This is a genomic window from Minwuia sp., assembly GCF_048007105.1.
Taxonomy (GTDB): Bacteria; Pseudomonadota; Alphaproteobacteria; order Minwuiales; family Minwuiaceae; genus Minwuia.
Genome location: NZ_CP180352.1, coordinates 2,562,113 through 2,587,458, shown reverse-complemented (window position 1 = coordinate 2,587,458; position 25,346 = coordinate 2,562,113). Strand labels below are relative to the sequence as shown.

Genomic DNA, 25,346 nt, shown 5'->3' with positions numbered 1-25,346 from the left:
CGGCCTTGCCGCAAGACAAACGGTACGAAGGCCTTGGACCGTGCGTGGTCCTCAAACGTCCCAGGCCAGCGGAAGGCCGGTGAGGCCACGCAGGGTGAAGGTCGGCTTGAAGTCCGCATCGCCCTCGAAGCCGAGGCGCAGGTTCGGCAGACGCTGCAGCAGGGAGCGGAACGCCACCTCGCCCTCGACCCGCGCAAGCTGGGCGCCGAGGCAGAAGTGGATGCCGCCGCCGAAGGACATCGGCCGCACGTTGACGCGGTCGACGCGGAAGTCGTCCGGGTCCTCGAACTGTTCCGGATCGCGGTTGGCGGCGCCCAGCAGACAGAGCACATGCTCGCCCTTGCCGATGGTCACGTCGCCGACCTGCACATCCTCGAAGGCGGCGCGGCCGGTCATCTGCACCGACGAGTCGAAGCGCAGCATCTCCTCGATGGCGCCCGGGATCAGATCGGGATTGTCGCGCAGTTTCTCGTACTGGCCCGGCGTCGACAGCAGCGCCAGCATGCCGTTGCCCAGCAGGTTGACGGTGGTCTCGTGGCCCGCCCCGAACAGCAGGATCATGTTGCCGACCAGTTCGTCCTCGCTGAGGCGGTCGCCGGCCTCCTCGGCCTGGACCAGCACCGTCGTCAGATCGTCCTGCGGCTCGGCGCGGCGGGCGGCGAACAGCTCCTTGAAGTAGTCGGCCTGCTCCAGGAAGCCTTCATTGGACGACTGCAACTCTTCCGGCGTCAGCGGCGTGGGGTCGATCAGACGCCCCGACATCTTGCCGCCGACCTCGAAGCGGGCGCGGTCCTCGGCCGGGATGCCGAGCATGTCGCAGATGACGTTGACCGGCAGCGGATAGGCGAACTCGCGGATGAACTCCATGCCGCCGCGTCCGACGACGCCGTCCAGCAATTCGTCGACCAGCGCCTGGATCTGCGGACGCAGCCCCTCGATACGCCGGGCGGTGAAGGCCTTGGAGACCAGGCCGCGCAGACGGGTGTGATCCGGCGGATCCTGCGTCAGCATCCAGTTGCGCATCGAGTCATAGGCCGGGTTCTGAAAGATCTGCTCGCCATAGCGCTGGATCGTGCGGGCCTCGAAGCCCTTGCCGAAACGCTTGTCCTTCAGGATCTGGGCGACGTCCTCGTAGCGGGTGGCGACCCAGAAGCCGAGCGGGGTCTTCATGGTCGGCTGGCTCGCCCGCAGCATGTGGAACGACGGATAGGGGTTGCGCACGAACTCCGGCGAGAACGGATTGAACATGGCCTGACTGTTCGACGGCGATTGATCGTTCATGGGTGCCTCCCGTGGCGGCGCAGTCTTTAACTGACTGGCATTCATTTATCCACGGATGCTAGCCTATCGAAACGATCCCCGGCAAGCGCCGCATGTCGTCGAAGACAATGTCCGCCCCGGCGCCCACCAGCAGTGGCGCATCGCGTTCCAGATCGCGGTGGCCGCCGCCGCAGAAGCCCAGCGCCCGCATGCCCGCCGCCCGCGCCGCCTCGATGCCGAAGGGGCTGTCCTCCACCACGGCGCAGCGCGCAGGCTCGACGCCCATGCGTTCCGCAGCCAGCAGGAAGAGATCCGGCGCCGGCTTGCCGCGGCTCACCTCGGTCGCCGAATTCAGCCGGCCCTCGAACAGGTCGAGCAGGCCGGTGCGTCCCAGCGTCAGCCGCATCTTGCCGAACTCCCCCGAAGAGGCGACGCAGGTGGCGCAGGCCAGCAACCCGACGGCGCCGCGCACATGCGGGACCGGCTGCACCTCCTCTGCCAGCACGATCTCGGTGCGACGCCGCAGTTCTGGAATGAAGTCGTCGGGCAGACGGACGCCATAGCGGTCCAGCGCGATCTCGACGCAACTCTTCAGCGACAGGCCGACGAAGGTGCGCATCACCTCGTCGACCGTCAACGCCAGTCCGTGTTCGTTCAGATAGGCGGCGAAAACGCGGTTTGCCGGCGGCTCGCTGTCCACCAGCACGCCGTCGCAGTCGAAGATCACAAGTTCGGTGTCAGCCATCGCGTCGCCAGTGCCTCTCTTCCTCGAGCCACCCGATGGCGTCGCGGAGCATCGCTTCAAGCGGCCACTCAGGCAGACCGAGCACCGCAGCCGGATCGTCGGCCACCGGCATCAGCCGCCGCGCCAGCCGCACGCCCTCGAGCGACGCCCGGGGCGGCTTCCGCGTGATCAGGGCCCCCGCCTCCATCACTGCCGCAGAGGCCCAGGCCAGCGCGTAGGGGATGGTCCGCTTCGGCATCGCTCTGCCGCTGATCCGCTCCACCATTGCCAGCATGTCCGAGAGCATCAGGTTGTGCCGGCCCAGCACGTAGCGGACACCGGCCTCCCCGCGTTCGGCGGCCAGCACATGACCCTCGGCCACCTCCCGGACGTCGATCAGGTTGACCTCGAAATCGAGGAAGGCCGGGTTCTTCCCCTGCAGGAACTCCAGCAGCATCCGCGTCGGCGGGGTGAGGTTCCGATCGCCGGGTCCGAGCGGCATGGTCGGCGCGACCGCAATGACCGGTGCGCCCTCGCCCACCCGCCGAAGCGCGAACTGCTCCGCGCGGAACTTGGCGCGGGTGTAGGGGCCGGGCATCGCGGTCTCCGTCGGCCTGCCCTTCACGTCAATGGCGTGGGAGGAGGTCAGCACGATACGGCTCGCGCCCGCCTCGACGGCCGCGTCGATCACGGTCTCGGCGCCCGAACGGTTGGTGCGGTCGAAGGCCTTGCCGCCCCTTGCCCAGAGCGACGGATCGCCCGCGACATGGAACACCCGCTCGGCGCCGGCGACCGCCGCATCGACGGCGGGCACGTCCAGTATCGAGGCCCGATGGTGATCGATGCCGGTCATGCCATCTGGCAGTGGCGCCGTGTCCAGCACCCGCACCGCCCGCCCCCGCGCCTGCAGCGCCGCCACCAGATGCCGGCCGATGAAGCCGCAACCGCCGGTGACGAGATCGATGCCGGTCATTTCTCCTCGCAGACCGCGATGCCCTCGTCGAAAGCGGCGCCTCCAACCAGAAGATCGCGCGCCTCGACGAACGACGTGACGCCGGAGAGCGGCTTGCCATCCTGGCTTTCCAACAGGATCTCGCGCTCCTCGCCGTCCGGGCTGAACCGGACCATGCGGGTCGGCGCAGAACCGAAGCCCCAGACCCGGAGGGTGTAGAGGCCGAAATCGAAGAGGTCCGGATGAACCGCGAGCAACAGGCGGCCTGCGGAATCGAATGCCAGGTTGTCACCGCCACCGTTCAGCGGCCAGCTTCCGGTCTCGACCAGGCCGTCTGCTGTCAGCCGATATCGCGCAAGCCGTTCCTCTCGGCTGAACGCCACGAATGTCTCGTCATCCCGGACCGCGACGCCATTCGGAAAGCCGAGCTTCTCCGCGAGCACGAAAGGTTCTCCGCCACCTGCAAGATCAACAATCGCCAGCCGCCCGCGCCACTGCCCACGCGCCAGTTCCAAGAATCGGGAAAGGCCGCCGCAGTTTGTCCGATCGAGGCTCACGAGTGCGCGGTCGCCATCGATCCAGTCGAGATCATTGGCCGGACACAGAGCCGGATGGCCAACCGACCGGAGCGCGGTCAGATGTCCTTCAGGATCGACCTCGAACTCCTCGATCATTGTGCCCGGCAGCCCGAGGGGGCCGCTTTCTTCCTCGAGGAAACGATGGTTGATCACCAGCAGTCGCCACGAGCCGTCGTCTATCTGCCGCAGGGCGATGCCATGCGGCTTCATCTCGTCGAGAAACGCCTCACCCTTCCGGGCCGGATCGGCCCTCACGCTTGATTGACCGGTCTCCAATTGATCAAGCGGCAGGCGAAAGAGACCCCATTGCGCCTCGAAACGACCATCCCTGTCGCCCCAGCGGTCGTGAACAGACAGGATCAGGTTGCCACTCGGCGGGTGGTAGGCGAGATCCTCGATCCCGGCGAGCTTCACACCTGTCAGGGTGCTGACCACATCTACATGGCGGCACTCGTACGCCGCCATCGCAGGCAGCGCGAACAGCGTCAGGAGTGCTGCCGCCGCCAGCCGTTTCACGGCACCCGCACCTCATAGCCTAGCGCCTCGATCTCGTCGGCCCAGTGTCTGTTCACCAGTTCGATCACGTCCGCCGGCATCCTGAATTCGTTCTTCCTGTAGGAGCGGATACCACCGAGATAGGCTCGGAAGGATTCAACACTTGTTTCAAAGCCTTGCAGGCCGAGCGCCTCATAGGCGCGGCGGACCGTGTCCACCGGCTCGGCGTCCAGTTCCTCATAGCGCAGTTCGACGAAGTCGCCGCCGGCCAGCGCCGCCCGGTCAGCGCGCAGGCGCTGCATCAATTCCGGAAACACGGTCAGCACGGCCCGGTCGATATCGACATCGGCATAGTTCTGCAGCGCCAGTTCCGGCAGCAGCTTGACGTAGAAGTTCCGCATCGAGACGAAGATGTCGTAGGGATCGCGGACCATGTTGATGAACTTCGCGCCCGGAAACATGCGGGCCAGATGCGCGACCCGGCCTGTATAGACCGGGTTCTTGATCAGCAGCCGCCGCCCGCCCTGAGCGTGCACCAGCTTGGCGTAGAGCCGCCGCACCTGCCGTTCCCACTCTGCGATCCCGGCGTCGTCCACACCCTCGAAGAAGAGCCCTGCGCGCAGATGATCCTGAAAGCGGCCGGGGAAATAGAGCGCGTGATAGAAGGACTGCCGCGTCATGTTGGCGAGAGCGATCTCGTCCTCCTGCGGCGCGTCCGGCGTGACGGGCACGTTGTCGATGGCCCGGCTGTCGGGCAGCGCCCGGTCCAGCAGCGGCCGGAACAGCCCGCCGATCAGCAACAGGTCCCAGGGCAGACCCGTCGCCAGCGGCGGGACAAAGGCGAACTCGCCCTTCGACATGATGTTGTAGAGATGCGTCGTCCCGCTGCGCCAGTGGCCAACGATGAATACCGGCGGCTCGGGCAGGTTCCTCGGCACGCGCGCGGCGCACCAGAGCCGTTCGGCCAGGCTGAACGGCGTCCGCCCGATCACCGCGCCGGCCATACCAAGCGTCCGGAGCGCCTGACCGCCCGCGACGCCCCCATTGGCTGCCAGCGCGCCGAAGAAAGTCGCCGGATCGGCGCCGGACAGCGGATGCTTCATCCCGCTCAATGCCGCACCGTCTCGGAGAAGAGCTGGATCACCACCACCCCGCCCAGGATCATCGCCATGCCCAGGATCGCAGGCAGATCGAGCCGGTCGCCGTAGAGGACGAACCCGGCCACCGCGATCAGCACGATACCAAGGCCGGACCAGACGGCGTAGAGCACGCCGATGGGAAACCGCTCGACCGACAGCGACAGCAGGAAGAAGGCGATACCGTAGCCCGCGACCACGATCAGCGACGGCCCGAGCCGGGTGAAGCCCTCGGTCGCCTTCAGCGCGCTGGTGCCCACGACCTCACCCACGATCGCTCCGAAGAGGTAGAGATAATGCATGGCCGGGTTCCCGTGACTTGGCGCGCCGCACCAGAGCGGCTACAGCAGGCGGCAGATAGCACGAAAGGCGACCGACATGGAAAGAGGCTCCTGCCACCCCTTCCGCGACACCTGGCCGGAGATCGACGACAGCGTTTTTCTCGCGCCGGGATCTCATGTCATTGGCGATGTGAAGATCGGCAAGGGCTCCAGCATCTGGTTCAACTGCGTGCTGCGCGGCGATGTGAACTTCATCCGGATCGGCGAGAGGACCAACCTGCAGGACGGCACGGTCGTCCACGTCAACGGCAACGGCACCCCGACGGTGATCGGCAATGACGTGCTGGTCGGCCACAACGTGATGCTGCATGGTTGCGAACTGCAGGACGACGCCTTCATCGGCATGAACGCCGTGATCCTGGATGGCTGCGTGATCGAAGGCGGCGCGCTGATCGCCGCCGGGGCGCTGCTGCCTCCGGGCAAGGTTGCGCGGAAGGGCGAGATGTGGGCCGGCTGGCCCGCCAAGCCGCTGCGCGAGGTCACCGAGCGCGACATCGCCATGATCACCCGCGGCGCTTCGCACTATGCCGAACTGGCGGCCGAATACCGGAATCAGCAGGCCTAGTAGAGACTGCCGAGCACCAGACAGCCCGCCGCGACGACGGTGATCGGCCATCGCAGCATCGCGTACCAGTCCGGCGCCCAGCCGCGGCGCACGTAGATGTGATCGATGGCTGCCCAGGCCACCAGCAACGCGGCGAAGATCAGATACTTGTTCTGCGGCGCCGTGAACGGCAGCGTCATCATCACCCAGCCGGCGATCGAGGGAATCATCGACACCAGCAGCCGGATCGCCCGGTTTCCATCCGGTGCGCCAGGCGCGAGCGCCATGCCCCACTGCGCGCCGCCCAGAAAGGACAGGATCACCGCGGCATAGATCGGCATCGAGAATCGCGCGATCCCGAGCCAGCCACCTTCGCCGAAATGGGCGGTCCATGCGCCCCAGGCGAACGGAACGAGGCCGAGAACGGCAAGAACGAGCGGCAGTCTGGGCACCGGAAACCTCCGATTTCGCAACGATTGCGGGAGGGTAGCGCGGCGCGGCGCATTCGCAAGCGGACGGCGTTAGCCGTGTTGACCCTCATCGCTGCTTCGGACTACGATTCAGTCCCGCCAACATGAGGTGAGATCATGCGCTCTTTCGTCGTTGCGATCGCTCTGGCCGCCGCCTTCGCGCCTGCCATTGCCGCCGCCTGCCCCTTCGGCGCCACGGCGTCCAAGAAGGCTCCGCAGACCGTAATGCAGGACACGGGGTCCGAGACGGCCACCAAAGACAAGAAGGGCTGATCCGCCCTCGTAGACCTGAATGAGCGCTATCCGTAAATTGCCGCGCGCGTTGCGGCGGGTCCGTCCTGCGCGTCCGAAAACGCCCGGCAAGCGGCGGACGATGATCAAGAACGTCATCTTCCTGCCGAAGGTGGCGGCGACCAAGCTGAAGGAACGCCGGGCCGCAAAGCGCGCCGCCCGGGACGGGACGACGCTGGCCGTCGTCGAACCCATCGCGCCCGCACGCCCCGCACCGACCGCCCGTCTGCGCTGGAATCTTCCGGCGTCGGGACCGGTCTGTTCAGCCGGCAATCTGGAGGTCTACATCACCCGCGACCGCGACGCGATCCGCGCCGCGCAGTCGCTGCGCTACACCGTCTTCTACGAGGAGATGGGCGCGCGCCCCGATCCCGTGGCGCGCCGCCTGCGCCTCGACATGGACCGCTATGACGACATCTGCGACCACCTGATCGTCATGGACCGCAGCATGGACGAGCAGGACCAGCTGGTCGGCGCCTACCGTCTGCTGCGCGGCAGCGTGGCGAAGGAGAACGGCGGCTTCTACTCGGCCGACGAGTTCGATCTCGCACCCCTGATGAACCAGCCGATTGAATCGCTGCTGGAACTCGGCCGCTCCTGCGTCGCCTCCACCCATCGGTCCAAGTCCACGATCCAGCTGCTCTGGCGGGGCATCGCCGCCTATCTGGCCGAGCATGAGCTGACCACGCTCTTCGGCTGCGCCAGCTTCCAGGGCCGGGACCCGAAGGCGCATGCCGAGGCGCTCTCCTATCTCCGCCACTTCCACGGCGCGCCCGAGGGCCGGACGGTCCGCGCGCTGGAAGAGCGCTATGTGGATATGGAGATCGTCGAGAAGGACGACATCGACGCACGGCGCGTCTGGAAGGCCATGCCGCCGCTGATCAAGGCCTATCTGCGTCTCGGCGGCGTGATCGGCGACGGCGCTGTAATCGATCACCAGTTCGGCACGGTCGACGTCTTCGTCACCGTCGAGATGGACCGGGTCGGTTCCCGCTACTATGCCCACTTCGACAAGCGCGAGGAAAACTGAGGTGAAACGCTCAAGGCGCGTGGCGCTTATCTCGATGGGTGCGGCGACGCTCTCGCTGGCCGCCTGCGAGGAGGAAAAGACCGCCACGCACATCTACGAGTTGGCGGAGCAGTGCATCCAGGGCGGCTTCTTCTCGACCGAACAGTGCGAAGCCGACTTCAAGGTGGCGCGGGAACAGCATGCCGAGGTCGCGCCGAAGTACCTCTCGAAGGCCGACTGCGAGGCCGATTTCGGCAATGGCCAGTGCGAGACATCGCCCTACGAGACCTCCTCCGGCGGCAGCGTCTTCATGCCCCTGCTTGCGGGCTATCTGATGGGATCGATGCTCTCGGGCGGCGGCCGGACGGCGGCTACCCAACCGCTCTACCGGTCCGGCGACGACCGCAGCGGCTTCCGGACCGGCCAGAACGTCCGCGTCGGCGACAAGGTCGGCCTGAACCAGTCGCCGCGCTCGGCGGTGTCCAGCGTTCAGCCGAACATGCGGCCGGTGCCGCGTGGCGGCTTCGGCTCGCGGGCCCGCGCCTTCGGCAGCGTCGGCAGCTGATACCCCACCCAGCGTGCAGCGCATCGACATCGAAGCCCGGCCGGACTGGCGTATGACCGCCGAGGCCCACGGCTTCGACTTCCATTCCCCCAACGATACCGTCTACTGGGAAGAACGCGCCTGCTACGCCTTCAGCCTCACCCAGATCGAGGACGATCTCGAGGCCGCCGTCGAGGCCATCGAGGGGTTCTGCTTCGATGTGGTCGACCGTGTGGTCTCCGAACCGCTGCTGATGCGCCGCCTCCGGATTCCGGAAGCGTTCCACGGCATGATCGCGCGTAGCTGGAAGGACGGAGAACGCAACCTCTACGGCCGCATGGACTTCGCCTATGACGGCAGCGGCCCGCCCAGGCTGCTGGAATACAACGCCGACACGCCGACCGCGCTCTACGAGGCCTCTGTTTTCCAGTGGGTCTGGCTGGAGCAGCAACTGGAGCGAGGGGCGCTGCCGGCCGGCGCGGACCAGTTCAACTCCCTGCACGAGCGGCTGGTCGATGCGCTGGGCGGGCTGGGCATCGACGGCATGCTCTACCTCGCATCCGTGGCGGATCACGCGGAAGACGGCGGCACGGTCGAGTACCTCGCCGACTGCGCGCGGCAGGCCGGCCTGGCGACCGAACGGCTGAACATCGAGGATATCGGCCTGGCCGCCGACGGGCGTTTCGTCGATCTCTGGGACCAGCCGATCTCGTGGCTGTTCAAGCTCTATCCCTGGGAATGGCTGATGGCCGAATCCTTCGGCGCGCACATCCCGGGTTCGGGGTGCCGTTTCATCGAGCCGCCATGGAAGGCGATCCTGTCGAACAAGGGGCTGCTGCCGCTGCTCTGGGAGATGTTTCCCGATCACCCCAACCTGTTGCCGGCGTGGTTCGCCGACGACCCTGCCGCGGCGAATCTCGCGGCCAGCGTGCGCAAGCCGTTGCTGGGGCGCGAGGGCGCGAATGTCGAGATCTCGGCCCCCGGCGTCGAAGCCAGCAAGGGTGGCGAGTACGGCGCCGAGGGCTTCATCGTCCAGCAATATCATCCCCTGCCCGACTTCGCCGGCAACCGTCCGGTCTGTGGCTGCTGGGTCGTGGCCAGCGAACCGGCTGGGCTCGGCGTTCGGGAGGATGACGGGCCGATAACCGGCGACGGCGCGCGCTTCGTGCCCCACTTCATCCGCCCCTGAGCGGCCGCGCCGACACATTTCCGTAAGAAGACCTTCATCTGGCCGCAACAGCGCCCGGCTAACCAGCTTCCTGTTTGCAATCCCAACAAGGGGGTAGTCGAGATGATGAAGCGCGTCGGCGTCATCGCCGCTGCGGCCATGCTCTATTCGGGGCTGGCGCAGGCGGCGACCGAGATCGAATGGTGGCATGCCATGGGCGGCAGCCTGGGCGAGAAGGTCGAGGAAATCGCCAAGAAGTTCAACGAGAGCCAAGGCGAGTACACGGTCAAGCCGGTCTACAAGGGCAACTACACCGAGACCATGACAGCCGCGATCGCTGCGTTCCGCGCCAGGGAACAGCCGCATATCGTGCAGGTCTTCGAGGTCGGAACCGCCTCGATGATGGCCGCCAAGGGCGCCGTCTATCCGGTCCACGAACTGATGGCCGACGCCGGTGAGGCCTTTGACCAGTCAGCCTACCTGCCCGCGGTGATTTCCTACTACACCGACACCGACAACAAGCTGCTGTCGCTGCCGTTCAACAGCTCCACACCGGTCCTCTGGTACAATCAGGACCTGCTCGACAAGGCCGGCATCGCCGAGGTCCCGACGACCTGGGGCGGCGTCTATCACGCGGCGACCAAGCTGAAGGAAGCCGGCCATGACTGCGCCATCTCCTTCGGCTGGCAGTCCTGGGTGATGATCGAGAACATGTCCGCCTGGCACAACCTGCCCATCGGCACCAAGGCCAACGGCTTCGAGGGTACGGACACCGAGTTCACCTTCAACAACGACACCATCGTCGGGCTGCTGCAGCGTCTGCGCGATTCCATGGCCGATGGCACCTTCAAGTATGGCGGCCGCCGCGGCGAGAGCCTGCCGCTGTTCGTCACCGGCGAATGCGCCATGTGGATGAACTCGTCGGCCTACTACGCCTCGATCCAGGATCAGGCGAAGTTCAGGTTCGGCCAGGCGATGCTGCCCTACTCGGCCAGCGTCGTGGAGAAGCCGCAGAACTCGATCATCGGCGGCGCGACCCTGTGGGTGCTGCGCGGTCACGAGGCGCCTGAATACAAGGGCGTCGCCAGGTTCTTCAAGTTCATGTCCTCGGCCGAGATCCAGGCCGACTGGCACCAGTTCACCGGCTACGCGCCGATCACCACGGCCGCCTACGAGCTGTCGAAGGAGCAGGGCTGGTACGAGAAGAACCCGGGCACCGACACGGCGATCAAGCAGCTGAGCCTGAACACGCCGACGCCGAACTCGAAGGGCCTGCGCTTCGGCAACTTCGTCCAGATCCGCGACATCATCAACGAGGAGATGGAAGCGATCTGGGCCGGTCAGAAGGACGCCCGGACGGCGCTGAACGACGCCAAGGCCCGCGGCGACGAGCTGCTGCGGAAGTTCGAAAAGACGAACTGACCGAGGCGACGGAATGTGTGGCCGCCGGCGGATCAAGCGACCCGCCGGCGGTCGCCGTTTCTCACGACCCTGAATGAAACGCGCCCTCTTCCGACATCCCTGGCTGCCCTATGCGCTGGTGCTGCCCCAGCTGGCGATCACCTTCGCGTTCTTCATCTGGCCGGCGAGCCAGGCGCTCTGGCAGAGCGTGCTGCGCGAGGATGCCTGGGGCCTGAAGACCGAGTTCGTCGGACTGGAGAATTTCGCCGACCTGTTCGGCAGCGCGCAGTACCTCGCCTCGTTCGAGATCACCCTCGTCTTCTCCGTGCTCGTCACAGCGCTCTCGATGGGCCTGTCCCTGCTTCTGGCGGTCAACGCCGACCGCATCATCCACGGCAGCTCCGCCTACAAGACCCTGCTGATCTGGCCCTACGCGGTCGCGCCAGCCGTGGCGGGCGTGCTCTGGTTCTTCATGTTCAACCCGACCATCGGCATCCTCGCCTGGATGATCAAGGGGCTGGGCGTCGACTGGAACCACTACCAGAACGGCGGCCACGCCATGGCGCTGATCGTCTTCGCCGCGGTCTGGAAGCAGATCAGCTACAACTTCCTCTTCTTCCTGGCCGGCCTGCAGGCGGTGCCGAAAAGCCTGGTCGAGGCCGCGGCCATCGACGGCGCCGGCCCGGTGCGACGCTTCTGGACGATCATCTTCCCGCTGCTGTCGCCGACGACCTTCTTCCTGCTGGTCGTGAACGTCGTCTACGCCTTCTTCGACACCTTCGGCATCGTCCATGCGACCACCGACGGCGGCCCGGCCGGGGCCACCTCGATCCTGGTCTACAAGGTCTACAATGACGGCTTCATCGGCCTCGATCTGGGCGGATCGGCGGCGCAGTCGGTGGTGCTGATGGCGATCGTCATCGCCCTGACCGTCGTCCAGTTCCGCTACATCGAGCGGAAGGTGCAGTACTGATGGTCGAGAACCGCCCCTTCCTGAACATCATCACGCATCTGGTGCTGATCCTCGGCGCAGCGGTCACCCTGCTGCCGATCTGGATCGCCTTCGTCGCCTCGACCCACCCGCCCGATGCGCTGACCCAGGCGCCGATCCCGATGCTGCCGGGTCCGCTGTTCTTCGAGAACTACGGCCGGGTCCTGTCGGGCGGCATCGCCGACGCGGGCGGCGTGCCGGTCTGGCTGATGATGATGAACAGCCTGGTGATGGCGCTGCTGATCACCTTCGGCAAGATCGCGATCTCCCTGATCGCGGCCTACGCCATCGTCTACTTCCGCTTCCGCTTCCGGATGGCGTGCTTCTGGATCATCTTCATCACCCTGATGCTGCCCGTGGAGGTCCGCATCCTGCCGACCTACAAGGTCGTCGCGGATCTGGGGATGCTGAATTCCTATGCCGGCCTTTCGGTGCCGCTGATCGCGTCGGCGACGGCCACCTTCCTGTTCCGGCAGTTCTTCATGACCGTGCCGGACGAGCTGGCCGAGGCGGCGCGGATCGACGGGGCCAGCCCCATGCGGTTCTTCCGGGACATCCTGCTGCCGCTGAGCCGAACCAACATCGCGGCGCTGTTCGTGATCCTCTTCATCTATGGCTGGAACCAGTATCTCTGGCCGCTGCTGGTGACCACGGACGAGAGCTTCTACACCGTCGTCATGGGCATCCAGCGCATGGTCAACGCCGCCGAGCAGCTGCCGGTCTGGCACTACGTGATGGCGACAGCGACGCTGGCGATGATCCCGCCCGTCCTGATCGTCATCTTCATGCAGCGCCAGTTCGTCCGCGGTCTGGTGGAAACCGAGAAGTAGAGCCGGAGAAGCAGATGGGTTCGATCAGTTTCCGCGATGTCCGGAAGTCCTATGGCGACAACCAGGTCATTCACGGTGTCGATCTGGATGTCGCCGACGGCGAGTTCATCGTCATTCTGGGACCCTCCGGCTGCGGCAAGTCCACGCTTCTGCGCATGGTGGCGGGACTGGAGCTGATAACCGGCGGCGAGATCGCCATCGACGGCAAGGTCGTGAACAATCTGGAACCGGCCGAACGCGACATCGCCATGGTGTTCCAGAACTATGCGCTCTATCCGCACATGACAGTCTACCGGAACATGGCCTACGGGCTGACCATCCGCGGGATGCCGAAGGCGGAGATCGAGACCCGGGTAAACCGCGCGGCCGAGATCCTGGAGCTCGGCCCCTTCCTGCAGCGCAAGCCCCGCGAACTCTCCGGCGGCCAGCGACAGCGCGTCGCCATGGGCCGCGCCATCGTGCGTGAGCCCCGCGCCTTCCTGTTCGACGAGCCGCTCTCGAACCTCGACGCCAAGCTTCGCGTGCAAATGCGCCTCGAGATCCACAAGCTGCAGTCCGAGCTCGGCACCACCTCGCTCTACGTCACCCACGACCAGGTCGAGGCCATGACGCTGGGCCACCGGATCGTGGTCATGAATGCGGGCGTCGCCGAACAGATCGGCACCCCCGACGAGGTTTACGAGACACCGGCCACCACCTTCGTCGCCGGCTTCATCGGCACGCCGCCCATGACCCTGACGCCGGGGCGCGTCGCCGCCGACGGCACTGCGGTCGACCTGGCCGGGCATGTCCGGCTGCCGCTCGCCACGCCGCACGAGGCAGGCCGGCCGGTGGTCGCCGGTGTCCGGCCGGAGAACATGACGCCTGACCCGAACGGCGCGATCGAGCTGAAGGCGGACATGATCGAAGTGCTAGGCGCCGACCAGATCGCCCATCTGCGCGCCGACGGCATCGACCTGCCCGCACGCTTGCCGCGCCAGATGGCCGTGACCAGAGGCGACATGATCCGGCTCTCGGTGGAGCCATCGGCCGTGCGCCTGTTCGACCCGGAGACCGGCCGCGCAATCTGAAACGCGACGGACGCCTACGCCCGTTCGGCGATCACCAGACAGCTGATCGTCAGCTGCATCTTCAGTGCGCGCTCCAGCGTGTAGCCGAGCATCGGCGCGGCCTCGCTGTCGATCACGCGGAAGCCCGCACTCTGGACGAACGCCGAGACGTCCTCAGGAGAGTCGAGATTGAACAGATGGTCCGGTGCCGGCGCATTGATCGGCATGTGAATGTAGATCTTGCCCTCGGCGCTGAGCAGCTCGCGGAGTGCTTCCAGCGCTTCCTTCGGCCTGTCCAGATGCTCCAGCACCTCCGAGAAGATGAGGGCATCGAACCCGCCCGCATAGCTGGCGGCGTCGAACAGGTCCTGCTGCTTCAGTGCGGCCTTGCCGCCGACACCGAGATTGCTCAGCGACTCCCGTGTCGCCTCGATGCTGGTCTCGCTGAGATCCCAGCCTTCGAGATGGCTGCAGCGTGGGTCGATGGCCGGGAAATACATGAAGAGGCCGTGGCCCGGCCCGATCTCGAGCATCCGGTAGCCGTCCCTGCAGCGCGGCAGGAAGCCGTTCTTCAGGAACTCGACGGACCTCGTGTGGTTCGGCCACCAGACCTGGGTCATCAGCAACCCGTTCATGTAGGGCGCCATGACCTCGGGTCTGGAATAGACCTCGGCGACGGCGTCCTCGAAACGGGAGAGGCGATAGGCGCCATTGCGGCGAAAATGGATCTCCTCGCGCAGGATGGTGTCGCAGATCCAGCCGTAGTCCTTGCAGAACCGGGCCAGTTCGCCGCCCGCCAGACGGATGACCATGTCGGCGAGCCCGTCCAGAAACGCCAGATCGCCGGCCTCCGTGGCCTTGATCCGCTTGTCGATAGAGTCCTTCAGCTTCGGTGTCTGCTCGATCTGGCAGTCGTAGAGACGCTGAAGCGTGGGTCCCATGTTCATCAAGTCTGCTCCCGAACCTTCGCACTGGCAGTCAGTCGGGCTCGGCCGGAACGGCGCCCGGAACTCCTCACACCCGCCGCGCAGAGATCACACAGTCGGAGGGCCTGCGCAACGCCTTGTGGCAAGCCTGCCGGCCATCCCGACACCATTGTGACCGGTGCTCAATCCGCGTCCTTGCGATGCATGCTGGCGTGCAGCTCCAATGCACGGCGATGCAGTTCGGCGAGATTGGTCTCCAGGCGCTGGATCCGCGCGTCGCCTGCGTCCGAAAGCAGCCAGAGATGCGCCGCATCGCCGAAGACCATGCGGCCGCCATTATGGGCGACCTCCATCGGAATGGCCTGCAGGACGTCGCAGCTGTCGACCGCATGAATGCGGGTATCGCCAGCCTCGCCGCCGCTGACCGCCAGGTGACCCCCGTCCGGGTCGAAGGCCACCGCGCTGGCGGGCTTGCCGTGCAGTTCACTGCAGAGGATGGCGTCCTGCCCAAGCGGATGCGCGGTGAAGACATCGCCGCCGGTGCTGACCACCGCCCGGGCATGCGGGTCGTCGCTCCGCCAGGGGTCGAGCAGGCTGGCCGGGCTGACCGGCGCCAGGTTCCCGATCCCGGCGGGAAGCTCCCCGCCCCTTTCGGGCAACTCGATTGTCTGCGGTGGCACGGTGTTGTCCGAAAAGAACAGCGCCAGCTTGCGTCCATCCGCGAAGAACCGCGCATGCTGCAGTTGCTCGCCGACGGCCCGCGCGAACGGCATGGCGAATGCCGGCGACAGTTCCCCGTTCTGGATCAGGCGGTAGAGCGGCCGCGAGTCGGTTGCGTGGATGACATCAAGCGAAACGATCGCACCGTGTCCGTCGCCCGCGGCGAACAGCTGGGCACGTTGCGCGCGGTCCTGCCCGGCAATCTCGAACCCGTCGTCTCCGAGACGCAGGACGAATTCGCGGCGGTCCGAAGGTTCATCAGCCGAGTCGTCGGCCACGGCCCAGATGTTGTCGCCCGCCCAGACGGCCTGGCTGACCTCAAGCCCGTCCGGAACCGCGTATTCGGTGACCGTGGCACGCGAAACGTCGACCGAGAAGACGCCGCCGTCGCGGCGAACGCCGACCAGGCGGTTCCGCGCCGCATCTGCATCCAGCGCCGCCGGCATCCGCTCCAGGAATCCGCCCGCGGCCAGATCCTCCAGCACCAGACCCCCTGCCCCGTTCGACACATCACCGAGAACCGCCCGCCGCGGCGTTCCGCGCGGGCAACCCAGCATGCCGCAATCCCAGCTCTCGACTGTCAGCACGGCGTTGCCCGCCAGAGCAAATGCGGCCAGCTTCAGCCGACCCCTGATCGGCGGGTCGGCGTCGAGCCCGGCGATGGGGACCGGGACCGGCCGGCCAAGCGGTTCGCCCGACGCCGTGAAGACGCGCACATCCGTGCCGTCGGCGCCATGATGCAGGACCGCGACCTTCTCACCCCAGCTCGAGATCTCCAGGGCGCGACCGGGCAACGGCACAGGCCGGGCCAGACGTCGCGTATCCCATATTCGAACCGTGCCGTCTGCAGAGCCGGAATAGATCAGGCCTGACCGCTGGTCGACCGCGAGCGCGCTGACGTCCTGTTTATGACCTTGCATGATCAGTTCGAAATCCATCTCGTGGCCGGTTTGCAGCCGGATGTCGGTGCCGATGGAACAGACCGACCAGCGCGCGCCATCCATCACCCGCCACCGCGCGTCGTCGACAATGGCGTCAAGGCCGCTCGATCGCCCGGCCCCGCAGCCGATCTCGGTCAGATACTCGGCGCCGCGGCGCCAGACACCGTTGTCGGCAAATGCCGAGTGCCCGACGACGACCAGCGTATCCTGATCGACAGCATCGAAACTTGCGGGAGCCGGTACATCGACCTCGATCGGATCGTGCATCTCGCCGCTTGCCGCCTCCCAGAGGCCGACGCACCAGCCGCCGCCCAGCATGGGCATGGCGTGGCTGATCAGACCGCCATTCCCGGACAAGATCAGACTGTCCTGCTTCCGACGGTCCTCGTCGCGCGGCGCGCCACAGGGCGTGGGCGAATCGGCGGGCCAAAGAATGCGGACATCGCCCGTCGCGAGGTTCCAGTAAGCCGCACGGGAGCGCGGGCGACCGTGAAACATGACGACCGCGTCGTTGCTGACGAAAGCATGTCGGACGAGACTGTCATCATCCGCGAAAGGTGAGCGGATGCGGGCGACGATCATCGGTTGGCCACCGGGCGCGTCGGGCAGTTCCCAGACCGCCAGATCGTTCTGCTCGTCTTCCGGCACCGCCAGTGACGCCTGTACCACGATACGCCTGCGGTCCGGAGAGACGGCCGCCCAGGGGCCGGCGTACCAGCGGATATCGTCATGTCGGAAATCACGTTCGATCCGCCCGGTTTCGAGATCCCGGATATTGACCGTATGGGTCATCCGGAGGACGCCGCCGGCATCAGTTCGTTCATCCGTGTACGTCCGCAATGCAAACCGGCCGGCGCGATCGAAATCCAGCCCGTCCTCAGCCGCAAGGCGTTGCCTGACCTCGCCGGAGACGCGATCGAGGACCTGAATTGAGCTGTCATTCAAGCGAACCGCGATCAGATCGTCACCGACCAACCTCAGATCATCGACCGGCTGGCCGAAATCGGCCAGCACGCCGGCAGCCGGATTGCCGCCCATCAGCCTGCGCAGCGCGGCGGCGGCCTCCGGGACGAGCGGTCTTTCCGGTGACGCCAAATCCGATGGCAGCGCGTCGAGCACAAATTCCAGCGCTTCGTCGAACCGCCCGTCATTCATGGCCTGCTGCGCCTCGGCCGCATGGTTGCGCGACTCCTCGGCCAGCCGCTTGCGCTCGGTATCCTGATAGAAGATGTACTGTGCGACCCCGGCGGCCGCGATGGCGAGCGCGCCCACCGCCACCAGCGCCGCCCGCCGTCGCCGACGGCGCTTCTCGCGCTGCCAGAGTTCGTCGAAGCGGACGCCGACAATCCCCGCCACCAGCCGGGCGACCAGCCGGGGGAAGGATTCCTTCTGGGCATCGGGCGCAAGCGGTTCATCGGGCTCGTCGGTCAGTTCCCCGTCCGGTCCAACCTTGCGCAGCAGGGACGGCGGAAAGCACATGACGTCCGGATCGTCGCTGTCCGGCTTGCCGCCGACAATGACGGCCAGGATCTTCGTGTCCGGTCCACGCGACTTGAAATGCCGGACTTCGGCATCGACCCATTTGGACTTCGCCGCGTTGGGACTGCAGATCACGACCAGCGTGCGCGAGTCCTCCAGTGCGCCTTCCAGCGCGCGGCCCAGGCTCGGTTCCCCGGCCAGTTCGTCATCATCGCGGAAGAATCGCCCGAGCTTGCGCCGCTTCGGGTCGGCGCCGGGCAGGCCGACGGGCAGCCGGTAGGTCTCCAGCGCCCTGTGGATGCGCTTCGCCCAGGACTTGTCCTTCTGGCTGTAGCTGATGAAGCCTGCGAACCTGTATCCCGGCTCCGCCACCCTGCCCCCCGTCTGTCAGCTCCGTGCTGCCGGCCGGAACCGGGGCAGATACATTCCGTCGCCCACGTCGTCCCACCAGAGCTTCAGCTTCATGCCAATCTCGACAGTATCGGCATCCGTGACGTTGCTGACCAGCTTTACGCCGGGCAGGGCCGGAAACACCACCAGACCGATGACATAGGGCAGGCTGCCCTTCACCGCGGGATGGCTTGGGTAATGGACCCGGGTGTAACTGAACAGCTCCGCATCGGCCGGCGCCCGCAGCCACTTCACCTTCATCGAGTGGCAGGCCGGGCAGACCGGCGTGGGCGGATGCCGCGGCGCACCGCAATCGGCGCAGGCCTGGAAGTTGAGCTCGCGCCTGCGGCAATGCTCCCAGAAATCGTGATCATCCCAGACCGGATCGACCTTCGGCATCTCGTCAGGAAACAAGGCCATCACGAGAACTCCCAGGATGGCGGCGCTGGTTGGCGACACGCCCAGTCCGCCGGTGACAAGGCACGTCCGTGCATCGGCAACCTGCGAGGTCGACTGGCCGCGCAGTTGCCGGACGCCCTCGATGATCAGGTTCACGCCATGGACATAGGCCTCCGAGAGCTGTCCGCCCGACGTGTTGAGCGGCAGGCTCCCGCCCTCGAAGCGGATGTTCCCGGCAGCGACGAAGTCACCGCTCTCGCCCCGGCCGCAGAAGCCGAAATCCTCCAGCGCCATCAGCACGAGGCCGGAAAAGTGGTCGTAGATCTGGGCCACGTCGATGTCAGCCGGCGTCACACCGGCCTTCGCGAACAGCTCCTTCGCGATGCGGCGATTGTTGGTCGAGGCATAGGTCTCATCCGGCATGTTCTGGGCGCCGAGCGGCCCGGTGCCCCAGCCCGCGCCGGAACCGTGCGCGGCGGCCATCACTTCGACGGGCCGTTGCTTCAGATCGCGGGCCCGCTCGGCGGTCGTGACCACCACGGCAGCCGCGCCGTCGCTCTCCAGACAACAGTCGAACAGGCGGAACGGTTCGGCGATCCAGCGGCTGGCGAAGTAGTCCTCCTTCGTCAGGGCGCGGTCATGCATGATCGCGTTCGGATTGCGGTTCGCGTTGGCGCGGAAGCTCAGTGCGATCTCGGCCATGTGCTCGTGCGAGGCCGACGTCTCGTGCATGAAACGCTGCATCATCAGCGCCAGCATCTGCGAGGGCGCAAACAGGCCGAAGGGCATGATGAAGTTGCCGTGCGTCCGGCCAAGTCCGGCCTGACCGAAGCGCCGCCCCTGCCCCTGACAGAGCCCGCGATAGACCACGACCACATCGGCCTGGCCCGATTCCACGGCGGCCGTCGCCAGCGAGAGGGCGCCGCAGGAACCGCCGCCCCCGCCGCCCCAGACCATGGCCGAGAAGCGAAGCTCGGGCACGCCGAGCGCGACCTGCATCGACGGCGCGTCGTTGCCGTCATTGGAGAACGAGGTGAAGCCGTCGACGTCCGCCGCCGAGAGGCCCGCATCCGCAAGCGCGGCCAGGATCGCCTCGGCGGTCACCTGGAACTGGCTGCGGTCCATGATGCCGCCCCAGCGGGTGTACTCGCTCTGGCCGATGCCTGCGATATGCGCCTTGCGGCCGCCGCCGTTCAACGCCGCCGTCCGGTCAGGCCGCGGCTGAAGGCCGGGCCTTCATCCGCTCCATCCATGCGATCACGTTCTTGTTGTTGTCGTTGACAGCCTGCCCGACATTCGCGCCGAACTCCAGGAACGCGAACAGCAGGATGTCCGCCATGGTGAACCTATCGCCGCAGACCCACTCCTTGCCGTCCATCTGATCGTTCAGCCAGGCGATCTTCTCCTGCGCGATCTGGGCGAAATCCTCGGCCGCCGCCGGGATGCAGTGGATGCGGCTCTGGAACATCTTCAGCCCGGGGCCGAAGCGGAACGCCGCGCCCATGGTCTCGCAGATATGCAGGTCGATCCGGCGGGTCCACATGCGGGTCTCGGCGCGCTCCCTGGCGTCCTTGCCGATCAGGCTGTCGCCCTTGCCGATTTCGTCCAGATACTCGCAGATCGCCGTGATCTCGGTGATCACCTGCCCGTCGTCGAGCACGAGCGCCGGCAGCTGGCCCATCGGGTTGACCTTGGTCATGTAGTCCGACTGGCGGTTCTCGCCGCCGCGCAGATCGACATCGACCAACTCCGGCGTCACGCCTTTCTCGGCCATGAAGATGCGCACCATGCGCGGATTCGGACCGACGGAATTGTAGAATTTCATCTGCGGAGCCTCCCCTGCTGCAGCCACATTGGGGTACGGCCAGTCAGCCGGAGCGTCAACCGGATAACGCCGCTGCAGGGCAGCCATTCCGCCGTTGTCCTTCAGCGCCGGGCGGGCCAGTCTTGGCGCACGAGGCGCACAGGACACCGGGGGAGGACGAATGAGCGCGATACCCGAGACGAAAACCCTGATTCTGGAAGAGTCCGACGGCTGGCTGACCATCTGGTTCAACCGGCCGGAGGCCCGAAACGCCCTGTCGCAGGAGCTGACGGCCGAGTTCCGCGCCGTGCTGTCTGCGGTCCGCGACAACCGGAGCATCCGGGGCATCACCGTCCGCGGCAAGGGTGGCATCTTCTGCGCTGGCGGCGACCTGAAGGGCTTCCGCTCGAACTATCAGGGCGGCGCGCAGGGCATCGCCGACGTGGCTGCCTCCAGCCGGGATGGCGGCGAGATGTTCGACCAGATCAACGAGATGCCGCAGGTGGTGGTGATGCTGGTCGAGGGCGCGGCGATGGCCGGCGGTCTCGGCATGGTCTGCACTGCCGATGTCGTGGCGGTGACGTCGGATGCGAAGTTCGCCATGACTGAGACGACGCTCGGCATTCCGCCGGCCCAGATCGCGCCCTTCGTGGTCCAGCGGCTCGGACTCAGCACCGCACGGCGGCTGATGCTTACGGCGGCCCGCTTCGACGGAACGGAAGCGGGCAAGCTGGGTCTCGCCGACTTCGTCGTGGAAGATGCAGCAGGTCTGGAGGCTGTCGAGGCCGATGTGAAGAAGCAGGTGATGCGCTGCGCGCCCGGCGCCAATGCGGTGACGAAGGAGATCGTGCTGGCGACGCGCCATCTCGACCGCCCGGCCATGCTGGACTTCGCCGCACAGGGCTTCGCCCGCTGCATGCTGAGCGACGAGGGCAAGGAAGGCATCGCTTCCTTCCTGGAGAAGCGCAAGCCGGTCTGGGCCGGACGCGGCTAACCGGACGGCGCGTTGGCGCGGAGCTGCGACGACCGGAAGGCGAACCAGATCTTGCGCGCCCAGAACGCGATATGATCGCTGAGCGGTGCGGTCCCGAAGATCAGCCGCGCCGTTGCCGGACCGGCGGCGGATTGTGCCGCGCCATCCTGCAGGACAACCTGAAAGCGGTAGGTTCCGGCCCCGCCGTCGCGCGGGGCCGTGCGTTCGTCGGTCAGGCGTGCAGCGACCCCGTCCCCGTCGAAATAGCGCGCGCCGATCTGCAGTTCCGCGCCCTGCAGGTCATCTCGGAACATGCTGACATAGAGCTCATGGATGTCTCCGCTGAAGACCAGCGCTCCGTCATCCGGCAGCAGAACCCCGACCGCCTGCCCCGGTTCGATCCGCGCGCCGGCGGGATTGGCGCGCCAGGGGCGGAAGCGCCCGTCATGGGCAGCGCGGATTTCGCGCGCAGCGGCCTGCTGTTCCAGCAGGGCAATCGCGGTGCCGGCCGTCTTCAGACGCCGCTGCGCCCCCTCGACCGCCAGAGGGCCGGAGCCGCGTGCCGCCTGCAGCGCTTCCTCGGCGAGGGCCATACGGCGCTCGGCGACGACCATCTCGCCTTCGGCCTCCGGATCGGTGAGCTTCAGCAGCAGATCACCCTCCCGCACGAAACCGGCGGGCGCAGCGCTTTCGACCACCCCGCCGCTCGCGGCCCGCAGGGCGTAGACGTTCTCGAAGTCGATGCGCACGGGCACGGCCTCGACAAAGGGCAGCCGGATGATGAACAGCAATCCGACCAGGCTGCAGAAGATCGCGCCCCAGATCGCCAGCTTGCCGCGCGGCACCCGCTGCGCGCCGGGATTGCGCTCGCTGCCGAACGAGGCCGATAGCAGCGGCGAGAAGAACATGCCGCCGATGCCCCAGATCACCAGCAGCGTGCCCAGACCGAAGACCTGGGGCAGCACCTGCCAGGCAATGAAGATGAGGATCCAGATCTTCAGGGCGAAGGATGCGAGCGCGTAGGCGATATTCGGCCCGTACTCGGCGATCACCGACCCGGCGCCCGGCATGTCGAAACGGACGATCCTGCCCATCAGCACGCGCAGCGCCATGAAGCTTCGGGAATAGAGGTTGCGCAGCCCAAGCAGGTCCAGCAGCGCGAAATAGCCGTCCAGCTTGAGCAGCGGATTGATATTGAACATTAGCGTGTGGACGGAGTTGAACAGGAACACGCTCGCTGCGATCGCCTTGGCCGTCTCGCCTTCCATGACATGCCAGAGGATCAGCGCTATGGCCGCCACCGTGAAGTCGGCGTAGAGCCCACCCAGCGAGATGGTCAGCCGTTCCTTCCTCGAATCCAGCAGTTCCGCCTCGCTGCAGTCGACGAAGGGCAACGGGAACAGTCCGACGAGGTAGAAGCCGCAATAGCGCACCGGCACACCCCGGCGCGTCGCCACCAGCACATGCCCGAATTCGTGAAAGATCTTCAGAAACGGCGTCAGAAGGGCGAAGGTCAGCAGCGTCTCGGCCGACAGCGTCGCCTCCGGCCCCTTGAGGATCGCCCAGTCGTTGGCCACCGACAACCAGAGCCCGACAAGCCCCAGGAGGACGATGAAGATGACCGCCGGCCGGGAACAGTAGAACCGCGCCAGCCCGGCGAGCCGCGGTTGCAGCGGTCCGACCTCGAACAGCTTCACCTGCATGAAGAGCGGGTTCATCTGCCGCCGCGCCGAGAGCCGGCTGTCGTCGGTCAGCCACTCGGCAAAGCGCGCTGCGCGCATCTCCGCATCCGGCGGCGGCGTGCCGCGGAGTTCGGCCCGGCGGCCCCGCGCCAGATTCTGACGCCGCCAGATCTGGCTGGCGACAGAGGCCTCCAGATCGAAGAATTTTTCCGACCGCGGATCCGACAGCAGCACATGGTGCCGGTTTCGTCCCGGCAACAGGTGCAGGCGGACCCAGCCTAGAGCCGAAGACCCAGCTGTTCCCATGCCGTCAGCCTCACCCAGTCCATCATGTATCTTCCGACGATCTCGAAATTGTACCGCCGTCCGGCGGTCAGTCGCACGATCCCGCTCATGCCGTTGGCCAACCCGGAGGCCCGCTCGGAGACAACATCGGCGGTGGTGCGGAATTTCATCCGCTCGGCCTTTTCATCGGCATAGGCGAAGGCCGGTTCGATGACCTCGACGCGGAACTCGCCATCCACCAGGCCGCGAACCACGAACCGCCCGGTTTGCCCCGGCTGTACGAAGCGCACGTCTTCCTGCGCAAGATCGATTTCGACACGCATGCCTTCGGAAAGCTGGATCTCGGCCAGCCGTTCGCCGCGGGCAACGATATCGCCAACCCGGTTCTGGGGGATCAGGTCGATGACGCGGCCGGACTGTGGCGCGGCAGCGGAGAGCCACGACAACCGCTCCCGCACCTGCTCCAGACGCGCCTTCGACAGGTCCGCCTTGCGGGACGCAATCTGGAACTCGGCATAGGAACCGCTGGCCCGCGCGTCCCGGGCGTTCAGTTCGGCCAGCAGATGATCCAGCTCCGCCTGGGCTTCCTCGGCGGTCAGTTGCTCTGAATCCAGCCGGACCAGCGGATCGCCCGCGACGACGCTCTGTCCGATCTTGACAGTCCGCTGATCCAGACGGGCCTCGAGAGGTGCAGCCACGGTCACGCTCTGCGCCGGGATCGCCCGCGCCTCCGCGGTGATCTCGAAGTCGCCCGGCAGCAGCAGCCAGACCAGCAGGGCCAGCGGGATGGCCGCAACCGCCGCCCATTGCATCCACACTGCGACCGGTTTCCTGCCTTCCGTAACGCCCAGGTTGAGCATCTCGACAAAGCGCGGAAGCGCCGAGGCAGCGTCGGCGCTTGCGTCCTCCAGACAAATGCCGATCCGTTCGCCGCCGGACCCGCCTTCCGGCAGACCGATGGCGACGTTCCGCAGACCGAACTTCTGGCAGTAGAGCGGTCCCTCGATGCCGATCTCGCCCTCGCTCTCGGTCGAGGCGGTCAGCACGTTCACGCCATCCTCGAGGCCGCGATCCGCCAGTATCCGGAGCGAACGGTTCCGCGCCGAGCTGCGGCTCTCGTCGGACACCACCCGGTCGACCTTGCCGTTGCGGATCAGCAGCAGCCGCGCGTTGGAGTTCAGCAGGCGCCGGACCAGTTCCAGAGTGGCGTAGGCGCGGGCCTTGCCCTTGCGCGTGCCGATGGCGGCAAGTCCGGCAAGCAGATCGCCGGATGCCGTCTCAAGCGGATCGGCAGGCGCCGGCTTTTCCGTCAGCAGACGGGCCAACGCGAGAAAGATACGTGTAAGGCGGCCAACCGGGGGTGCCTGATCCTTGCTCAGCGCCGCCAGCACGACCCGTTCCGGCGTCCCCGTTCGAACGGCCAGCACCAGCATGCTTCCGGCCGCCATGTGCGCCGTCTGTCCTGCAGAACGCCGCGAGGTTTCGCGCGCTGCGCTCTCGCACAGATCCGGATCCGGCGCAGGGCCGCTGACGGCTTCGATCAGCCCGCCATCGGCCGGCTGCAGCAGGGCCACATGCACCAGTCCGGGCAGCGCCGGCGCAGCAAGTTCCAGGACGGCGGCGAAACGGCCGTGCGGCGGCGTCGGATCAGACCTTGATGGTGCCGAAGCGCTCTTCATAGGCCGCCACAGTCTGGGACAGCACAAGCTGCAGGCGCTTGGCTGCAAAGGGGCTGAGGATCATGCGGTCCGAGAGTTTCACGGTCACGCGTCCGTCGCCGGGCTTGCCCTGCCAGTTCTGGTGGGTACCGAACAGCAGAAAGAACTCCTCGCGGCTGGCCGTCGCCGTGGCGATGTTGGCGTAGTTGCTCTCGACCTCGCTGTCGTCCCAGGTCAGCATCACGTCGCCAAACCGGGTTTCCTTGAAGCTCTCTTCGGGTCCGTTGCTCATGAAATATCCTCGCT

The 25,346-nt window shown here is 66.5% G+C and carries 24 protein-coding genes; 10 read left to right on the top strand and 14 right to left on the bottom strand.

The features are described 5' to 3' along the window. Positions 1-51: 51 nt before the first annotated feature. The 6 genes from ACMVY4_RS12485 to ACMVY4_RS12460 are packed head-to-tail and all read right to left on the bottom strand — an operon-like array spanning position 52 to position 5,447. The gene (locus ACMVY4_RS12485; RefSeq protein ID WP_416896353.1) at positions 52-1,281 is read right to left on the bottom strand and encodes a cytochrome P450; all 1,230 of its coding nucleotides are present in this window, start codon (positions 1,279-1,281) and stop codon (positions 52-54) included. Between the two features lie 58 nt (positions 1,282-1,339). Next, positions 1,340-2,005 (bottom strand): HAD family hydrolase, encoded by a 666-nt coding sequence (locus ACMVY4_RS12480; RefSeq protein ID WP_416896352.1) that lies wholly within the window; start codon positions 2,003-2,005, stop codon positions 1,340-1,342. Next, the gene (locus ACMVY4_RS12475) at positions 1,998-2,957 is read right to left on the bottom strand and encodes an NAD-dependent epimerase/dehydratase family protein (RefSeq protein WP_416896351.1); all 960 of its coding nucleotides are present in this window, start codon (positions 2,955-2,957) and stop codon (positions 1,998-2,000) included. The genes ACMVY4_RS12480 and ACMVY4_RS12475 overlap by 8 nt, the downstream gene beginning before the upstream one ends. After that, positions 2,954-4,030 (bottom strand): hypothetical protein, encoded by a 1,077-nt coding sequence (locus ACMVY4_RS12470; protein ID WP_416896350.1) that lies wholly within the window; start codon positions 4,028-4,030, stop codon positions 2,954-2,956. The genes ACMVY4_RS12475 and ACMVY4_RS12470 overlap by 4 nt, the downstream gene beginning before the upstream one ends. Further along, on the bottom strand, positions 4,027-5,112 hold the full coding sequence (locus tag ACMVY4_RS12465) for a sulfotransferase family protein (RefSeq protein ID WP_416896349.1): 1,086 nt from the start codon (positions 5,110-5,112) through the stop codon (positions 4,027-4,029). Before ACMVY4_RS12465 ends, ACMVY4_RS12470 begins: the two co-directional genes overlap by 4 nt. Positions 5,113-5,117: 5 nt before the next feature. Further along, positions 5,118-5,447: a DMT family transporter gene (locus tag ACMVY4_RS12460; protein ID WP_416896348.1), complete on the bottom strand. Its 330-nt coding sequence runs from the start codon at positions 5,445-5,447 to the stop codon at positions 5,118-5,120. Between the two features lie 76 nt (positions 5,448-5,523). On the opposite strand from ACMVY4_RS12460, the gene ACMVY4_RS12455 reads away from it, so the two are divergent. Next, positions 5,524-6,051: a gamma carbonic anhydrase family protein gene (locus tag ACMVY4_RS12455; protein ID WP_416896347.1), complete on the top strand. Its 528-nt coding sequence runs from the start codon at positions 5,524-5,526 to the stop codon at positions 6,049-6,051. Here the strand turns inward: ACMVY4_RS12455 and ACMVY4_RS12450 are convergent. Further along, positions 6,048-6,482, bottom strand: a complete 435-nt coding sequence (locus tag ACMVY4_RS12450) for a DUF3429 domain-containing protein (protein WP_416896346.1) — start codon at positions 6,480-6,482, stop codon at positions 6,048-6,050. The genes ACMVY4_RS12455 and ACMVY4_RS12450 overlap by 4 nt on opposite strands. 135 nt (positions 6,483-6,617) lie before the next feature. Here ACMVY4_RS12450 and ACMVY4_RS12445 point away from each other — a divergent pair, with 135 nt between their 5' ends. The 8 genes from ACMVY4_RS12445 to ACMVY4_RS12410 all read left to right on the top strand — a co-directional run bounded on the left by ACMVY4_RS12445 (position 6,618) and on the right by ACMVY4_RS12410 (position 13,804). After that, positions 6,618-6,773 carry a hypothetical protein gene (locus ACMVY4_RS12445; protein ID WP_416896345.1) on the top strand — a complete coding sequence of 52 codons (156 nt, stop codon included), beginning with the start codon at positions 6,618-6,620 and terminating at the stop codon, positions 6,771-6,773. A 100-nt stretch (positions 6,774-6,873) separates the two neighbouring features. Then, positions 6,874-7,821, top strand: coding sequence for a GNAT family N-acetyltransferase (locus tag ACMVY4_RS12440; RefSeq protein WP_416896344.1), 948 nt, complete (start codon positions 6,874-6,876; stop codon positions 7,819-7,821). Between the two features lies 1 nt (position 7,822). After that, positions 7,823-8,365, top strand: coding sequence for a DUF1190 domain-containing protein (locus ACMVY4_RS12435; protein WP_416896343.1), 543 nt, complete (start codon positions 7,823-7,825; stop codon positions 8,363-8,365). A gap of 13 nt (positions 8,366-8,378) precedes the next feature. After that, positions 8,379-9,533 carry a glutathionylspermidine synthase family protein gene (locus ACMVY4_RS12430; protein ID WP_416896342.1) on the top strand — a complete coding sequence of 385 codons (1,155 nt, stop codon included), beginning with the start codon at positions 8,379-8,381 and terminating at the stop codon, positions 9,531-9,533. Positions 9,534-9,635: 102 nt separating this feature from the next. Continuing rightward, a complete protein-coding gene (gene ugpB, locus ACMVY4_RS12425) occupies positions 9,636-10,934 on the top strand; it encodes a sn-glycerol-3-phosphate ABC transporter substrate-binding protein UgpB (RefSeq protein ID WP_416896341.1) in 1,299 nt (432 codons plus the stop codon). 73 nt (positions 10,935-11,007) lie between these two features. After that, entirely contained in the window at positions 11,008-11,886 is an 879-nt protein-coding gene (gene ugpA, locus ACMVY4_RS12420; protein ID WP_416896340.1) for a sn-glycerol-3-phosphate ABC transporter permease UgpA, read from the top strand. Further along, positions 11,886-12,734 (top strand): sn-glycerol-3-phosphate ABC transporter permease UgpE, encoded by an 849-nt coding sequence (gene ugpE, locus ACMVY4_RS12415; RefSeq protein ID WP_416896339.1) that lies wholly within the window; start codon positions 11,886-11,888, stop codon positions 12,732-12,734. The genes ugpA and ugpE overlap by 1 nt, the downstream gene beginning before the upstream one ends. A 14-nt stretch (positions 12,735-12,748) precedes the next feature. After that, positions 12,749-13,804, top strand: coding sequence for a sn-glycerol-3-phosphate import ATP-binding protein UgpC (locus ACMVY4_RS12410; RefSeq protein ID WP_416896338.1), 1,056 nt, complete (start codon positions 12,749-12,751; stop codon positions 13,802-13,804). A 14-nt stretch (positions 13,805-13,818) separates the two neighbouring features. Here ACMVY4_RS12410 and ACMVY4_RS12405 read toward each other — a convergent pair whose 3' ends face one another. The 4 genes from ACMVY4_RS12405 to ACMVY4_RS12390 all read right to left on the bottom strand — a co-directional run bounded on the left by ACMVY4_RS12405 (position 13,819) and on the right by ACMVY4_RS12390 (position 20,463). Next, the gene (locus ACMVY4_RS12405; RefSeq protein ID WP_416896337.1) at positions 13,819-14,730 is read right to left on the bottom strand and encodes a class I SAM-dependent methyltransferase; all 912 of its coding nucleotides are present in this window, start codon (positions 14,728-14,730) and stop codon (positions 13,819-13,821) included. A gap of 161 nt (positions 14,731-14,891) precedes the next feature. Then, entirely contained in the window at positions 14,892-18,221 is a 3,330-nt protein-coding gene (locus tag ACMVY4_RS12400; protein ID WP_416896336.1) for a TIR domain-containing protein, read from the bottom strand. 15 nt (positions 18,222-18,236) lie between these two features. Next, positions 18,237-19,835, bottom strand: a complete 1,599-nt coding sequence (locus ACMVY4_RS12395; protein ID WP_416896335.1) for a thiolase C-terminal domain-containing protein — start codon at positions 19,833-19,835, stop codon at positions 18,237-18,239. Positions 19,836-19,848: 13 nt separating this feature from the next. After that, positions 19,849-20,463 carry a glutathione S-transferase family protein gene (locus tag ACMVY4_RS12390; RefSeq protein WP_416896334.1) on the bottom strand — a complete coding sequence of 205 codons (615 nt, stop codon included), beginning with the start codon at positions 20,461-20,463 and terminating at the stop codon, positions 19,849-19,851. Positions 20,464-20,623: 160 nt separating this feature from the next. Between ACMVY4_RS12390 and ACMVY4_RS12385 the strand changes: the two genes are divergently transcribed. Next, complete coding sequence (locus ACMVY4_RS12385; RefSeq protein WP_416896333.1) at positions 20,624-21,436, top strand: enoyl-CoA hydratase/isomerase family protein; 813 nt, start codon at positions 20,624-20,626, stop codon at positions 21,434-21,436. Here the strand turns inward: ACMVY4_RS12385 and ACMVY4_RS12380 are convergent. The 3 genes from ACMVY4_RS12380 to ACMVY4_RS12370 are packed head-to-tail and all read right to left on the bottom strand — an operon-like array spanning position 21,433 to position 25,332. Further along, the gene (locus ACMVY4_RS12380) at positions 21,433-23,403 is read right to left on the bottom strand and encodes a hypothetical protein (RefSeq protein ID WP_416896332.1); all 1,971 of its coding nucleotides are present in this window, start codon (positions 23,401-23,403) and stop codon (positions 21,433-21,435) included. The genes ACMVY4_RS12385 and ACMVY4_RS12380 overlap by 4 nt on opposite strands. Continuing rightward, on the bottom strand, positions 23,376-25,061 hold the full coding sequence (locus tag ACMVY4_RS12375) for an efflux RND transporter periplasmic adaptor subunit (RefSeq protein ID WP_416896331.1): 1,686 nt from the start codon (positions 25,059-25,061) through the stop codon (positions 23,376-23,378). The genes ACMVY4_RS12380 and ACMVY4_RS12375 overlap by 28 nt, the downstream gene beginning before the upstream one ends. Further along, entirely contained in the window at positions 25,030-25,332 is a 303-nt protein-coding gene (locus ACMVY4_RS12370) for a DUF3467 domain-containing protein (protein ID WP_416896330.1), read from the bottom strand. Before ACMVY4_RS12370 ends, ACMVY4_RS12375 begins: the two co-directional genes overlap by 32 nt. Positions 25,333-25,346: the final 14 nt, after the last annotated feature.